Annotated in this window: 15 protein-coding genes; 2 read left to right on the top strand and 13 right to left on the bottom strand. The window is 57.6% G+C overall.

Features of this window, described 5'->3' with window-relative positions:
- Positions 1–98 precede the first annotated feature (98 nt).
- From pepB to trmJ, 10 genes are all read right to left on the bottom strand, one after another.
- Positions 99–1,385, bottom strand: coding sequence for an aminopeptidase PepB (gene pepB / locus HCH49_RS00275; protein ID WP_047060761.1), 1,287 nt, complete (start codon positions 1,383–1,385; stop codon positions 99–101).
- Positions 1,386–1,445: 60 nt separating this feature from the next.
- The gene (gene iscX / locus HCH49_RS00270; protein ID WP_003860650.1) at positions 1,446–1,646 is read right to left on the bottom strand and encodes a Fe-S cluster assembly protein IscX; all 201 of its coding nucleotides are present in this window, start codon (positions 1,644–1,646) and stop codon (positions 1,446–1,448) included.
- 1 nt (position 1,647) lies between these two features.
- Positions 1,648–1,983, bottom strand: a complete 336-nt coding sequence (gene fdx / locus HCH49_RS00265) for an ISC system 2Fe-2S type ferredoxin (RefSeq protein WP_003860652.1) — start codon at positions 1,981–1,983, stop codon at positions 1,648–1,650.
- 1 nt (position 1,984) lies between these two features.
- Positions 1,985–3,835 carry a Fe-S protein assembly chaperone HscA gene (gene hscA / locus HCH49_RS00260; RefSeq protein ID WP_048978841.1) on the bottom strand — a complete coding sequence of 617 codons (1,851 nt, stop codon included), beginning with the start codon at positions 3,833–3,835 and terminating at the stop codon, positions 1,985–1,987.
- 14 nt (positions 3,836–3,849) lie between these two features.
- Complete coding sequence (hscB, locus tag HCH49_RS00255) at positions 3,850–4,365, bottom strand: co-chaperone HscB (RefSeq protein ID WP_182071376.1); 516 nt, start codon at positions 4,363–4,365, stop codon at positions 3,850–3,852.
- A gap of 201 nt (positions 4,366–4,566) precedes the next feature.
- Entirely contained in the window at positions 4,567–4,890 is a 324-nt protein-coding gene (iscA, locus tag HCH49_RS00250) for an iron-sulfur cluster assembly protein IscA (RefSeq protein ID WP_003860659.1), read from the bottom strand.
- Positions 4,891–4,903: 13 nt separating this feature from the next.
- Positions 4,904–5,290, bottom strand: coding sequence for a Fe-S cluster assembly scaffold IscU (iscU, locus tag HCH49_RS00245; protein ID WP_003860661.1), 387 nt, complete (start codon positions 5,288–5,290; stop codon positions 4,904–4,906).
- Positions 5,291–5,314: 24 nt separating this feature from the next.
- Complete coding sequence (gene iscS / locus HCH49_RS00240) at positions 5,315–6,529, bottom strand: cysteine desulfurase (protein WP_008502157.1); 1,215 nt, start codon at positions 6,527–6,529, stop codon at positions 5,315–5,317.
- 117 nt (positions 6,530–6,646) lie between these two features.
- Entirely contained in the window at positions 6,647–7,138 is a 492-nt protein-coding gene (gene iscR / locus HCH49_RS00235) for a Fe-S cluster assembly transcriptional regulator IscR (protein ID WP_023308826.1), read from the bottom strand.
- 215 nt (positions 7,139–7,353) lie between these two features.
- Entirely contained in the window at positions 7,354–8,079 is a 726-nt protein-coding gene (gene trmJ / locus HCH49_RS00230) for a tRNA (cytosine(32)/uridine(32)-2'-O)-methyltransferase TrmJ (protein ID WP_033146224.1), read from the bottom strand.
- A 131-nt stretch (positions 8,080–8,210) separates the two neighbouring features.
- Here trmJ and suhB point away from each other — a divergent pair, with 131 nt between their 5' ends.
- On the top strand, positions 8,211–9,014 hold the full coding sequence (gene suhB, locus HCH49_RS00225) for an inositol-1-monophosphatase (protein WP_023308828.1): 804 nt from the start codon (positions 8,211–8,213) through the stop codon (positions 9,012–9,014).
- Between the two features lie 40 nt (positions 9,015–9,054).
- Here the strand turns inward: suhB and HCH49_RS00220 are convergent, their stop codons facing one another.
- Together HCH49_RS00220 and HCH49_RS00215 are read right to left on the bottom strand one after the other, a co-directional pair.
- Positions 9,055–10,035 carry a nickel/cobalt transporter gene (locus HCH49_RS00220; protein WP_167819327.1) on the bottom strand — a complete coding sequence of 327 codons (981 nt, stop codon included), beginning with the start codon at positions 10,033–10,035 and terminating at the stop codon, positions 9,055–9,057.
- Positions 10,026–10,664, bottom strand: a complete 639-nt coding sequence (locus HCH49_RS00215) for a DUF1007 family protein (RefSeq protein ID WP_167819328.1) — start codon at positions 10,662–10,664, stop codon at positions 10,026–10,028. Before HCH49_RS00215 ends, HCH49_RS00220 begins: the two co-directional genes overlap by 10 nt.
- Positions 10,665–10,789: 125 nt before the next feature.
- Between HCH49_RS00215 and csiE the strand changes: the two genes are divergently transcribed.
- Complete coding sequence (gene csiE / locus HCH49_RS00210; protein ID WP_221701961.1) at positions 10,790–12,067, top strand: stationary phase inducible protein CsiE; 1,278 nt, start codon at positions 10,790–10,792, stop codon at positions 12,065–12,067.
- Here the strand turns inward: csiE and HCH49_RS00205 are convergent.
- Complete coding sequence (locus HCH49_RS00205; RefSeq protein ID WP_008502163.1) at positions 12,062–13,207, bottom strand: 3-phenylpropionate MFS transporter; 1,146 nt, start codon at positions 13,205–13,207, stop codon at positions 12,062–12,064. The genes csiE and HCH49_RS00205 overlap by 6 nt on opposite strands.
- Positions 13,208–13,356: the final 149 nt, after the last annotated feature.

Raw genomic sequence — 13,356 nt, 5'->3', positions numbered from 1 at the left:
TGATGCATTTCCCCTCACCCCAGCCCTCTCCCTTGAGGGAGAGGGAGCAAACCATCCCCTCTCCCCTTGGGAGAGGGTTAGGGTGAGGGCAATAAAGATTACTCAGCCGTCAGCAGGTTCGCCACGGTACGCACGCCCAGACCGGTCGCGCCAGCGGACCACTGCTCAACCGCCGCTTTACGGTACGTTGCGGAACAGTCGATGTGCAGCCAGCCTTCGTGGTAGTTCTCAACGAAGTGGGACAGGAAGCCTGCCGCCGTGCTTGCACCCGCCGGGTACGCCGCGCTCGCGGTGTTGTTCAGCTCGGCAAAGTTGGACGGCAGCTGGCTGCGGTGGAACTCGGCCAGCGGCAGACGCCAGAACGGCTCGTTTTCCGCAGCGGCGCTTGCCAGCAGGCGAGCAGCCAGCTTGTCGTCAAAGCTGAACAGCGCGTGGTAGTCGTTACCCAGGGCGGTTTTTGCCGCGCCGGTCAGGGTCGCCATGTCGATAATCAGCTCTGGCTTCTGGGCAGACGCGTCGATCAGACCATCGGCCAGCACCAGACGGCCTTCGGCGTCGGTGTTCATCACTTCGACGTTTTTGCCGTTGCGATAGCGAATGATGTCGCCCAGCTTAAAGGCGTTACCGCTCACCATGTTATCAGCGCAGCACAGATACAGCTTCACGCGCTTGTTCAGACCGCGGGTGATGGCGAACGCCAGCGCGCCGGTGATGGTTGCCGCGCCGCCCATGTCGGACTTCATGGAGTCCATGAACGCGCTCTGCTTCAGGCTGTAGCCGCCGGTATCGAAGGTGATGCCTTTACCCACCAGGCAGGCAAAGACCGGCGCCGCTTTATCGCCGGTTGGGTTGTAATCCAGCGCCAGCAGGACCGGAGGACGCTCGGAACCACGGCCCACGGTGTGGATGCCCATGTAATTCTGCTCGCGCAGGTCTTCACCTTTGGTGATGCGGTAGGACATTTTCTCGCCCGCCACGCCGCACAGCAGGTCAACCGCGCGCTGCGCCAGCTGCTCAGGACCGAGCTCTTCCGCCGGGGCGTTGATGGTGTCGCGCACCCAGTCGATGATTTGCAGGCGGCTTTCCAGCTCTTTCTGACCGGCTTCGTCGAGGTTAGCCCACTCGATTTTGCGGGTGCCTTTCGGCCCTTTGTAGCCTGCCCAGAATGCCCAGCTGCGGTCGGTGTCCCAGCCTTCGCCTTCCAGGGACACATGCTTAATGCCCAGGCCGTCAATTTTGCGGGCGGCGCGCTGGATCAGGCCGGTATCATCTTTGCCCGTCAGGTGCAGGGTAATGCCGTCGTTATTAATGCTGTAGGTGGCTTTCTCGCCCCAGCGTGCGTCAGCAGGCTGATTCGAGAGCGTAATCTTCATCGCTTCGGTCATTTTATTTTTCCTTATTAGCAACTAGCAAACGGGCCGCCTGAAGGCAGCCCGTTATGTTATTTATTCTGCTTCATCTAACCAGACTAACAGAATCGCCTCCAGAATTTTTTCATTGGATGCGTTTGGATCGTCGTCGAAATCTTCTAAATCGCAGATCCACTGGTGCATGTCGGTGAATCGTACGGTCTTCGGATCGAGATCCGGGTTCGCGTCGTAGAGCGCTTCGCCGATTTCACGGCTGTCTGTCCACTTCAGTCCCATATCAATGCTCGCGTGCGTGGTTGATGGTGTAGCGTGGGAACTCCACGACCAGATCTTCATCGGTCACCGCGGCCTGGCAGCTCAGGCGGCTGTCAGGCTCCAGACCCCATGCTTTATCCAGCATGTCGTCTTCGTCTTCGGTGCTCTCGGCGAGAGAGTCGAAACCTTCACGCACGATGCAGTGGCAGGTGGTGCAGGCACAGGATTTTTCACAGGCGTGTTCCACTTCGATACCTGCACGCAGGGCAACATCGAGAATGGTTTCACCGGTCTTCGCTTCCAGAACAGCGCCATCCGGACAGAGGTCCGCATGAGGCAAAATAACAATCTTTGGCATATTAAACCTCGTCCACGGACTGGCCTTTCAGCGCGACGCGGACAGATTTGTCCATGCGGCGAGCAGCAAAGTCCTGGGTTTGTTTATCAACGTTTTTAATGGCTTCTTCTATTGCGTCAGCGTCATTGCCTTCTGCTACTGCGCTTAAATGCGCGGCAGCGTCGTCAATCACCTGGCGCTCAGCGGCGCTTAACAGCGCGGCATCGGCAGCGAGCGCGCCGTTCAGGCTCTCCAGCACGCGGGCGGCTTCAACTTTTTGTTCAGCCAGCATACGCGCCTTCACATCCTGTTCGGCGTAGCTCATTGAGTCCTGAATCATGGAGGCGATTTCGCCATCGGTAAGGCCGTAGGACGGCTTCACCTGAATGGACGATTCCACGCCGGTCGATTTTTCCATCGCAGTGACGCTCAGCAGACCGTCCGCATCCACCTGGAAGGTGACGCGAATATGCGCCCCGCCCGCAGGCAGCGCCGGGATACCGCGCAGCGCAAAGCGCGCCAGAGAGCGGCAGTCCTGCACCAGCTCGCGCTCGCCCTGCATCACGTGGATGGACATCGCGGTCTGGCCGTCTTTGAAGGTGGTGAACTCCTGCGCGCGCGCCACCGGAATGGTGGTATTACGCGGGATCACTTTCTCTACCAGGCCGCCCATGGTTTCTAACCCGAGCGACAGCGGGATGACGTCCAGCAGCAGCATTTCGCTGTCCGGCTTGTTGCCGACCAGGATATCGGCCTGGATTGCGGCGCCCACGGCAACCACTTTGTCCGGGTCGATGGAGGTCAGCGGCGTGCGGCCAAAGAATTCGCCCACGCGCTCGCGCACCAGCGGCACGCGAGTCGAACCGCCCACCATGACCACTTCCAGCACCTCGTTCGCCTCAACGCCCGCATCTTTCAGTGCGCGACGGCAGGCCAGCAGGGTGCGTTTCACCAGCGGGGCAATCAGATCGCTGAACTGGTCGCGGGCGATCTCACCCTGCCAGCCCGCAACGTTTACGCTAACCGTCTGCGCATCGCTCAGGGCGATTTTGGCGTCGATAGCCGCATCCAGCAATTCACGCTGCACGCGGGCATCGCTGCGATCGCTGATGCCCGCCTGCTCGCGAATATAATCCGCCAGCAGATGATCGAAGTCATCGCCGCCCAGCGCGGAATCCCCGCCGGTCGCCAGCACTTCAAATACCCCGCGGCTCAAGCGCAGGATCGAGATATCAAAGGTACCGCCGCCGAGATCGTAAACCGCAATCACCCCTTCCTGACCGGAGTCGAGGCCGTAGGCAATCGCCGCCGCCGTCGGTTCGTTCAGCAGGCGCAGCACGTGCAGGCCTGCCAGACGCGCGGCGTCTTTGGTGCCCTGACGCTGTGCATCGTCAAAATAGGCCGGAACGGTGATGACTACGCCGTCCAGATCGCCGCCGAGCGTCGCCGTAGCGCGAGCGGCCAGCGCTTTGAGGATGTCGGAGGAAACGCGAATCGGGTTCAGCAGACCGGCCGCGGTCGCAATCATCGGCAGGCCGTTTTCACTGGCCTGCAGCTGATACGGCAGATGCGGATAGCGGGTCTGAATATCGGCCAGAGAGCGGCCCATCATGCGCTTTACGGAGCTGATGGTGTTGGCCGGATCGCGCGCGGCGTTGGCGCGGGCGTCATAGCCGACCGCGTGACCCTGCTGCTGGTAGTGGACCACGGAAGGCAGCAGATGGCGGCCCTGCTCGTCAGCCAGCGTTTCCGCCTGGCCGCTGCGCACGGTCGCCACGAGGGAATTGGTGGTGCCCAGATCGATACCCACCGCCAGACGACGCTGGTGCGGTGCGGCACTTAAGCCAGGCTCACTAATTTGTAATAAGGCCATAATTGCTTCCGAAATTAAAAATCGAGCAGCTTTTCTTCGAGTTGTTCAGCACTGCTTCGCAGTTTATCGAGAAAACGGAGTTTGCGCACAGTGTCCGCCGCCGCGTCCCAGGTCTCGTTGTTCAGTTGCTCCACCATCTGCTGATGGCGGGTATCGAACATGCCCTTCACGCGCGTGATGAAGCTTTCCAGACGCGCTTCGTCTTTGGCCTGTTCAATCTCATCCAGCTCTTCGCGAAGCTCCAGCTGTTCCATCAGAAACGCGGTGTCGCGCACGGTATGCTGTTCGCTCGCCAGATCGAAACCGTGGAGCGAGAGCAGATATTCTGCACGCGCCAGCGGATGGCGCAGCGTCTGCCAGGCTTGGTTGATGGTCGCAGATTGGGAAACCGCAGCCAATTGCTCAGACTGAGTACCACTGGCGAATTTATCCGGGTGATACTGACGCTGAAGATCCTGAAAACGGATCGTCAGCGCCTGGAGATCAATCGGGTATTGAGCGGGTAGTCCGAAGAGAGTGAAGTAATCCATAACATTCTCAGGGGTAGCCTGTTAGAACAAACCCCACGCGCAGCGGGTAAGCCACGGTGGGGTTATACCTTCTTACTTCGCGCTGCAGATGCGTTGTCTGCGCTCGTTCACCCCAGTCACTTACTTATGTAAGCTCCCGGGGATTCACTCGCTTGCCGCCTTTCTGCAACGCGAATTAATCGGTATAACAGCGGAACGCGGTTAAACGTGGAAGCTTTCGCCGCAACCACACTCGTCTTTGACGTTCGGGTTCGTGAATTTGAACCCTTCGTTCAGGCCTTCTTTAACGAAGTCCAGCTGAGTGCCATTGAGGAATTGCAGGCTTTTGCCATCGACCACCACCTTCACGCCCTTGTCTTCAAACACGGTGTCGTCAGACGCCGGCTCGTCAACAAACTCCAGTACGTAAGCCATACCAGAACAGCCGGAGGTACGTACGCCCAGTCGCAGGCCAAAGCCTTTACCACGGTTCGCCAGAAAAGAGCTTACTCGCGCGGCAGCGCTGTCGCTAAGGGTAATCGACATACTCAAACCTCAATTATTTTGCTTCACGTTTGCTTTTGTAATCCGCAATGGCGGCTTTGATCGCGTCTTCTGCCAGAATTGAACAGTGAATTTTCACCGGTGGCAGTTCGAGTTCTTCAGCAATATCCGTGTTCTTGATTGCCTGTGCTTCGTCCAGAGACTTGCCCTTCACCCATTCGGTGACCAGGGAGCTGGACGCGATAGCAGAACCGCAGCCGTAGGTCTTGAAGCGCGCGTCTTCAATGATACCTTCATTGTTGACTTTAATCTGCAACTTCATCACGTCGCCACACGCCGGTGCGCCAACCATGCCGCTACCGACAGATTCGTCGCTGTTGTCAAAAGAGCCAACGTTGCGCGGGTTCTCGTAATGATCGATGACTTTTTCGCTGTATGCCATGATTGAATTCTCCTTATGTACCGATTAGTGATGTGACCATTCAATGCTGTTCAGATCCACGCCCTGCTTGAACATTTCCCACAGTGGAGAAAGGTCGCGCAGACGGCCGATGGAGTTGCGAACCAGCTTGATGGTGTAGTCAATCTCTTCTTCGGTAGTGAAACGACCTAAAGAGAAACGGATAGAGCTGTGCGCCAGCTCGTCGGTCATGCCCAGCGCGCGCAGCACGTAGGATGGCTCCAGGCTTGCAGACGTACAGGCAGAACCGGAAGAAACGGCCAGGTCTTTCAGCGCCATGATCAGCGATTCGCCTTCAACATAGTTGAAGCTGACGTTGAGGATGTTCGGAGCGCCCTGCTCGAGATCGCCGTTCAGATACACTTCTTCCATATCTTTCACGCCGTCCCACAGACGGTTACGCAGCGTGCGCAGGCGCGCCATCTCGGTTTCCATCTCTTCTTTCGCAATGCGGTACGCTTCGCCCATGCCCACGATCTGGTGAACAGGCAGCGTGCCGGAACGCATGCCGCGCTCGTGACCGCCGCCGTGCATCTGTGCTTCGATGCGGATACGCGGTTTACGACGAACGTACAGCGCGCCGATCCCTTTCGGGCCATAAATTTTGTGGCCGGAGAAGGACATCAGGTCCACTTTCAGCTGGCTCAGATCGATAGGCAGTTTGCCCACGCTCTGGGTCGCGTCAACGTGATAGATGATACCGCGCGCGCGGCACATTTCGCCGATGGTCGCGATGTCCTGAACGACGCCGATTTCGTTGTTAACGTGCATGATGGAAACCAGAATGGTGTCATCACGCATGGCCGCTTCGAGCTCTTTCAGGTCGATGATCCCGTTGCTCTGTGGCGCCAGGTAAGTCACTTCGTAACCTTCACGCTCCAGCTGGCGGCAGGTATCCAGCACGGCTTTGTGTTCGGTTTTGCTGGTGATGATGTGCTTGCCTTTTTTCTGATAAAAGTTGGCTGCACCTTTGATCGCCAGGTTGTCGGATTCGGTCGCACCGGAGGTGAAAACAATCTCACGCGGGTCGGCACCCACCAGGTCGGCAATCTGATTACGGGCGATATCAACCGCCTCTTCAGCATGCCAGCCAAAACGGTGTGAACGGGAAGCTGGGTTACCAAAGTTTCCGTCCAGGGTCAGACACTGCATCATTTTCTCGGCAACACGCGGGTCCACCGGCGTGGTTGCGGAGTAATCGAGATAAATCGGTAATTTCATTGCTCTTTAAACTCCGTACATCGCTTCAATGCAAGGAATCAGGCAACCGGCTGGATGTACGACCGAGTACGCGGGGCGTGACCGCCCCGGCCTGATTCTGAAATCTTTATCGTTTTATTACGCGCGCAGTTTGACGTCGATAGCGTCCTGCGCGCGGGTGCTGCGTTGGGAATCCTGACCGTGCTGACGACCAGAGACATCCAGAACTTCCTGGTTATTGACCAGTTCACCCAGGGTGATGTTGTTCAGGAAGCCGGTGAGACGGTCGCTCAGATCGCGCCACAGCGCGTGGGTCAGGCACTTATCGCCGCCCTGGCAGCCGCCTTTACCCTGGCAACGGGTCGCGTCAACGGATTCGTCAACTGCGCTAATCACTTCACCAACTGCAATACTGCCCGCGTCTTTACCCAACAGATAACCGCCGCCTGGGCCACGAACGCTGGAAACCAGTCCATTTTTACGCAGTCTGGAGAACAGCTGTTCCAGGTAAGAGAGGGAGATCCCTTGTCGTTCAGAAATATCAGCCAACGGAACCGGGCCCGCTTCGGAGTTGAGCGCAACGTCCAGCATCGCGGTCACGGCATAACGCCCTTTAGATGTCAGTCTCATGTCTTACTTAACCTCAAACTCGCCCCTGCCCGGGGTTTTTTATTGTAAAATGGGGGTATTGCATAGCAGGGCCAAGTCTGACATTCCTGACTAAAATGGTCAACTATTTACTTGACTGTTTTAGTCAGGTATTTAACGTTCCGTGCCTTCAAAATCCCGGTGCGGCCTGATGCCCTCACCCCAGCCCTCTCCCACGGGGAGAGGGGAAATCGACACTACTCTTTATTCTTCTGCTCAATCGACGCCAGAATCCCGCGCAGGATGTTAAGCTCCTGGCTTTCCGGGCGCGCGCGGGTAAACATGCGGCGCAGCTTGTTCATCACCTGGCCCGGGTGGCCTTCACGAATAAAGCCGGTTGAGAGCAGCGTCTGCTCCAGGTGACCGTAGAAGCGCTCAAGGTCGTCCACCAGCGGGTAGGCCGTTTCTTCTTTAGGCTCTACCTGTTTCTCCTGCGTCGCCAGCCACGCCATACGCACCTCATAGGCGATAACCTGCACCGCCATCGCCAGGTTCAGCGAGCTATATTCCGGGTTAGCCGCGATGGCGACGTGATAATGGCACTTCTGCAGCTCGTCGTTGGTCAGGCCAACGCGCTCGCGGCCAAACACCAGCGCAACCGGAGCCTGTTCCGCTTCTGAGACGCTTTTCAGGCCGCATTCGCGCGGGTCCAGCATCGGCCACGGCAGCGTGCGTGAACGCGCGCTGGTGCCAACAACGAGGCTGCAGCCGGCCAGCGCTTCGTCAAGGGTATCGACGATCTGAGCGTTGCCGATCACGTCGCTGGCACCGGCCGCCAGGGCGATAGCCTGCGAGTCAGGTTTGACCAGCGGGTTAACCAGCCACAGGTTCGTTAAGCCCATGGTTTTCATAGCGCGGGCAACGGAGCCCATGTTGCCGGTGTGCGATGTTTCGACCAGCACGATTCGAATGTTTTGCAGCATAATTTTTAATGTCTGAATTCAGCGTCTGAAGAATATTCCGGCATATTATCATAAACGGGAGACATAATCCGATCCCACTGCTATACTCTGCGCCGATTTTCCTGTTCTTTAACATCCAGTGAGAGAGACCGATGCATCCGATGCTGACCATCGCCGTGCGCGCAGCGCGCAAGGCGGGTAATGTAATTGCCAAACACTACGAAACGCCAGACTCCGTAGAAACCAGCCAGAAAGGCAGCAATGATTTCGTGACTAACGTCGATAAAGCCGCTGAAGCGATTATTATCGAAACGATCCGCAAATCTTACCCGCAGCACACCATCATCACCGAAGAAAGCGGTGAACATGAAGGTACCGATCAGGATGTTCAATGGGTTATCGATCCACTGGATGGCACCACCAACTTTGTTAAACGCCTGCCACACTTCTCTGTGTCTATCGCAGTACGCATTAAAGGCCGTACTGAAGTCGCCGTTGTTTACGATCCAATGCGTAATGAACTGTTCACCGCTACCCGCGGTCAGGGCGCACAGCTGAACGGCTACCGTCTGCGCTGCAGCAACGCACGCGATCTGGACGGCACCATTCTGGCGACCGGTTTCCCGTTCAAGGCGAAACAGCACGCGACCACCTATATGAATATCCTGGGCAAACTGTTTACCGAATGCGCTGACTTCCGCCGCACCGGTTCTGCCGCGCTGGATCTGGCTTATGTAGCAACAGGCCGCGTTGACGGTTACTTCGAGTTGTCGCTGAAGCCGTGGGACTTTGCTGCGGGCGAGCTGATCGCACGTGAAGCAGGCGCCATCGTGTGTGATTTCACCGGCGGCCATAACTATATGTCTACCGGCAACGTCGTTGCGGGTAACCCACGCGTTGTTAAAGCCATGCTGGCCAACATGCGTGATGAACTGAGCGATGCGCTGAAGCGTTAATCCCGGTCATTCCCTCTCCCCGTGGGAGAGGGAATCCCAACTAAAACGGCCGCAATCCTCTTCCCACCGGTACCGCGCTCATCCACATCGTCACCGCCGCTACCAGCAGAATCACGCCGCCCGCCAGCGCGAGCGTTGTCCAGCCAACCTGCCGCCACAGCACCGGGGTTTTATTGCCGCTGAGTTTGACCGCCAGCTGACGGAAGCTGTGAACCAGCAGAGCCAGAGACGAAATAGTCAATGACGTTCCCGCCGCCATCGCCAGCGCGGAAAGCATTCCCCAGCCAAACACGCCTATCACCTTGCTGAACAGCAGCACCATGATGGCCCCCGAACACGGGCGCATGCCCATCGAAAGAACAATCATCAGCCGCGCGCGCCAGTCGTCGCCGTTCTGCAATTGTTCCTGCGTGGGCAAATGCTGATGCCCGCAGCCGCAGTTTGCATCATGAACGTGGTGCGGCGTGAAGGTTTTGAATTTCGGTTTTTGCAGCAGCACGCGCAGCTTTTTCAGCGCCCGCCAGCAGAGGATCAGCCCCAGCACGCCCACCAGCGCGTAGCTTCCCTTCTCCAGCCAGAAACTGCTCATGTGCAGCTGGCGCGCGGGAAGCTGCAACAGCGAAAGCACGACTACGACGAGCGCAATCGCCACGCTGCCCTGAAGCAGCGAGGAGGCCAGCGTCAGCCCGATACTCGATTTCAGCTTCGACGGATGGGTGGCGAGCCAGGTCGTTATCACGATTTTGCCGTGCCCCGGCCCCAGCGCGTGCAGAACGCCATAGATAAAGCTGAACGCCAGCAGGGAACCACCCGCTTTGGTCGGGTTCTCGGCCACCGCCTTCAGCAGACCGCTCATCTGCTGGTTGACCTCACGCTGCCAGACGATGCTTTTCATCATGACCTGCGGCCAGGCCTGCCACAGCCAGAGCGAACCGCAAACGGCCAGCAGGAGAAAAAGCGCCAGCGGCCAGAGGTGCAGCCAGCGGCGCGGTTTCCGAACCGGAGAGGAGATCACTGACATTGTAACGTTACCTCCTGCGCGAACTGTTTACCCAACTCCATGTCCTCAGGCGGTGCATCTTCCTTATCAAGCGAGACCGCAAAGTTCAGCGTCTCCTCGCTGGGTTTCGGGGTGCGAACGCCAATTTTGCAGTTTTTTTGCAGAGCGTCCGGCAATCGTACGTCGCCGTCTTTGTCATAGCGCATATCGACATAGTAGGTAGGATCAAAAGTGGAAAACGTGTACGTTTGCCCGGCCAGCGGCTGCGGATGCGCCAGCGGGAGCACAAACGTCAGCACCGCCTGATGCCCGTCACGCGTCATCCCGTATTCCGTTGGCCGGTTCAGAAATTTGACCTTTTGCCCGTTGTGCCAGAATTCCGTGAAGTAGTGCTGGCCGAGCACGTTGGCCATCACTTCCGCCGCCAGCTTTTTCCAGATTTCATCGCCAGGCTTCGCGTTTCCCGCATCATAGAGCAGATCGGCCGAGGTGATTTCATCCATCGTCCAGCGCATCTTCAGGCCGCTCAGCTGCGTGCCGTCGGTAACCAGCTCGGTCTGGAGGTCAATAAAACTGTGAGGGTGTGCGCTGGCGGTGAAGCTGATAACCGCCAAAAATAACGCCATCGCACTTTGTTTAACTGTTTGCATCAATTCCTCACGTCAAAAATTCTGTGATGTTCCCCAGCAATCCTGAGTGAAAGGCCTGCCGGCGCGCTTTTCAGCGCTCATCCTTTAGCTATTCTTATCAAACATTCACACTGGATACCCGACAGATGATGACGACGCTTGAAATTCCATCTGTGCTTTCCAGTTCGCAGCGCCGCTGCCAGGTGCTTTTGATGCTTTACCTGCCCGATGCTGCCGTCACCGCACAGAGCATAATTGCTGCCAACGGGGTGGACGACGCGATGGCACGGCAAGATATAGCCGAGACGCGCGATGAAATCCAGCGCTATCACCGGCTGGACATCGTCACGCACCACGACGGCAGCTACCGGATTGAAGGCACAGCCCTGAATCAGCGTTTATGCCTGCTGCACTGGCTGCGCCGGGCGCTGCGGCTTTGCCCGCAGTTTGTCTCGCACCAGTTTACCCCCGCATTAAAAACCGCGCTTAAACAACACGGCATTGCGCGGCCGCTGTACGACGATGCGAACCTGCGGGCGCTGATCGGCTTCTGCTCACGCAAGCTGCAGCGCCAGTTTGAATGCCGCGACGTCCAGTTTTTACAGCTCTATCTGCAATACTGTCTTATTCAGCACCAGCTCGGGAATACGCCACAGTTTTCTCACGTTCAGCGCAGCTGGACCCAGTCGAGAGGGGAGTATTTTACGGCCCAGGAGATCGTGCGTCACTGGAGACGTCGCGTGCCGCAGGGAGCGCACGGGGATGAACAGCTGTTTCTGGCGCTGCTGTTTATGATGCTCCGCACGCCCGATCCGGTGCTCGATAAACACCAGCAGGATCAGCGCTTGCGCCGGGCCATAGTGCGCATGGTCGCCCGTTTTCGCTCGCAGACCGGGATGAACTTCAGCGATGAGCAAGGGCTGACCGATCAGCTGTATATCCATCTTGCTCAGGCGCTGGACCGCTCGCTGTTTGAAATTGGCATCGACAATAGCCTGCCGGAGGAGATCCATCGTCTCTATCCCCGGCTGTTACGCACCACGAAGGAAGCGCTGTTTGAGCTGGAAGCGGAGTTTGGGCTGCGTTTTTCTTATGAAGAGATGAGTCTTGTCGCGGTGATTTTCGGCGCCTGGCTGATGCAGGAGACCGATCTGCACGAAAAACAGGTGATCCTGCTGACGGGAGACGATAAAGCCAGCGAGGATCTGATTGAACAGCAGCTTCGCGAGCTGACGCTGCTGCCGCTCAACATTCGCTATCTGACGCTGCAGGCTTTCCAGAAAGAGGGGGCACCGCGCGAAGCCGCGCTGGTTATCACCCCCTACCCTACCGTTCTGCCGCTGTTCTCGCCGCCGCTGATACATGCCGTTGAAACATTGAACGCGCAGCAGCAAGAACATATTCGCGCCATGCTGGAATCATAGCGAGGCGCGAGCGGCCACTTTCGGGCGAACAACGATGGCGGGTAAGGCGACCAGCGCCATCACCCAGAAGACGCCATGCCCCAGATGCTGGTAGAGGAACCCCGCAAAGACCGTCATGATTGCGATACTGCCCCCCATCGCGACCGCCGAGTAGACGGCCTGCAGGCGAATAACGTCTCCGCCCTCGCGCGCTGCGATATAGCGCATAGCCGCCAGATGGCACACGGTAAAGGTGCCGCAGTGAAGAATTTGCGCCACTATCAGCCACGGCAGATCGGTCGTCCAGCCCATAATCCCCCAGCGCGCCACGCCGCACACGGCGGAAAGCAGCAGCAGGTCTCGCGCGCCAAAGCGACGGAACAGCTTTTTGCTCAGGGCAAAAATAATGACTTCGGCCACTACCCCCAGCGACCACAGATAGCCCACTGCGGAAGCAGAATATCCCGCCCCCTGCCAGTAGATGGCGCTGAAGCCATAGTACGCCGCATGCGCCCCCTGAAGCAGACAGACACACGCCAGAAAACGCCAGCTTTGTGCCACCAGGCTCCGCCAGGCGGGCCATCCTGCGCTCTCCTGATGGCGGCTTTCCCCTTGCGGCATCACCGACGGACGCAGCAGCATACCCAGCAGCATCGAGGCAATACCGATACTCAGCAGGGCGAGAATGGCGCGGTAATCGTAAAGGCTAACCAGTTTGCCCACCAGCGCGGAGCCAATCACAAAGGCAATTGAGCCCCACAGGCGCACGCGGCCGTAGTCCATGGTGATCTGCTTTTGCCAGGTGTTCGCCAGGGCATCCGTCAGCGGTACCAGCGGTGAGAAGAACAGGTTAAAGCCGACCATCACCACCATCAGCCAGGCAAACTGGTGGCTGACCCAGAAGCAGGCAACAAAGACCAGCGTCAGCAAAGCAAGAATGCGCACGGCCTTGATCAGTAAGGAGGGATCGCTGACGCGCGGGGCAATCAGCAGGCTGCCGAGGAAACGCGCCACCAGCCCGGCCCCCAGCAGGACACCGATAGTCTCAGGAGTCAGGCCGATACCCTTGAGCCAGACGCTCCAGAAAGGCAGAAAAATACCGTAGCTAAAGAAATAGGTGAAATAACTGAGCGCCAGCCAGCGCGTGGAATGCAAGACCATGAATCCCTCCCGAAATCGAGGCCATAGTCTGGCGAGAATATAAAAATTAAGCAAGTAGATAGCCTGCTATAAATTAACGAAAAATTAACATCTTGTGCAGTCGTCTGGCTTATGGCAGGGAATGAAAATATGTATTACGTTTAAATTAC

This window comes from Enterobacter sp. Y17 (genome assembly GCF_019730495.1).
Lineage (GTDB): Bacteria > Pseudomonadota > Gammaproteobacteria > Enterobacterales > Enterobacteriaceae > Enterobacter > Enterobacter asburiae_B.
This window is presented reverse-complemented; position numbering and strand designations above follow the sequence as displayed.

Coding starts and splice junctions, on each gene's coding strand:
- HCH49_RS00220 (WP_167819327.1), bottom strand. CDS start 10,035: ATGTCAGTGATCTCCTCTCCGGTTCGGAAACCGCGCCGCTGGCTGCAC.
- fdx (WP_003860652.1), bottom strand. CDS start 1,983: ATGCCAAAGATTGTTATTTTGCCTCATGCGGACCTCTGTCCGGATGGC.
- hscA (WP_048978841.1), bottom strand. CDS start 3,835: ATGGCCTTATTACAAATTAGTGAGCCTGGCTTAAGTGCCGCACCGCAC.
- pepB (WP_047060761.1), bottom strand. CDS start 1,385: ATGACCGAAGCGATGAAGATTACGCTCTCGAATCAGCCTGCTGACGCA.
- hscB (WP_182071376.1), bottom strand. CDS start 4,365: ATGGATTACTTCACTCTCTTCGGACTACCCGCTCAATACCCGATTGAT.
- HCH49_RS00205 (WP_008502163.1), bottom strand. CDS start 13,207: ATGGTCTTGCATTCCACGCGCTGGCTGGCGCTCAGTTATTTCACCTAT.
- iscS (WP_008502157.1), bottom strand. CDS start 6,529: ATGAAATTACCGATTTATCTCGATTACTCCGCAACCACGCCGGTGGAC.
- iscR (WP_023308826.1), bottom strand. CDS start 7,138: ATGAGACTGACATCTAAAGGGCGTTATGCCGTGACCGCGATGCTGGAC.
- HCH49_RS00215 (WP_167819328.1), bottom strand. CDS start 10,664: ATGCAAACAGTTAAACAAAGTGCGATGGCGTTATTTTTGGCGGTTATC.
- iscA (WP_003860659.1), bottom strand. CDS start 4,890: ATGTCGATTACCCTTAGCGACAGCGCTGCCGCGCGAGTAAGCTCTTTT.
- iscU (WP_003860661.1), bottom strand. CDS start 5,290: ATGGCATACAGCGAAAAAGTCATCGATCATTACGAGAACCCGCGCAAC.
- suhB (WP_023308828.1), top strand. CDS start 8,211: ATGCATCCGATGCTGACCATCGCCGTGCGCGCAGCGCGCAAGGCGGGT.
- iscX (WP_003860650.1), bottom strand. CDS start 1,646: ATGGGACTGAAGTGGACAGACAGCCGTGAAATCGGCGAAGCGCTCTAC.
- csiE (WP_221701961.1), top strand. CDS start 10,790: ATGATGACGACGCTTGAAATTCCATCTGTGCTTTCCAGTTCGCAGCGC.
- trmJ (WP_033146224.1), bottom strand. CDS start 8,079: ATGCTGCAAAACATTCGAATCGTGCTGGTCGAAACATCGCACACCGGC.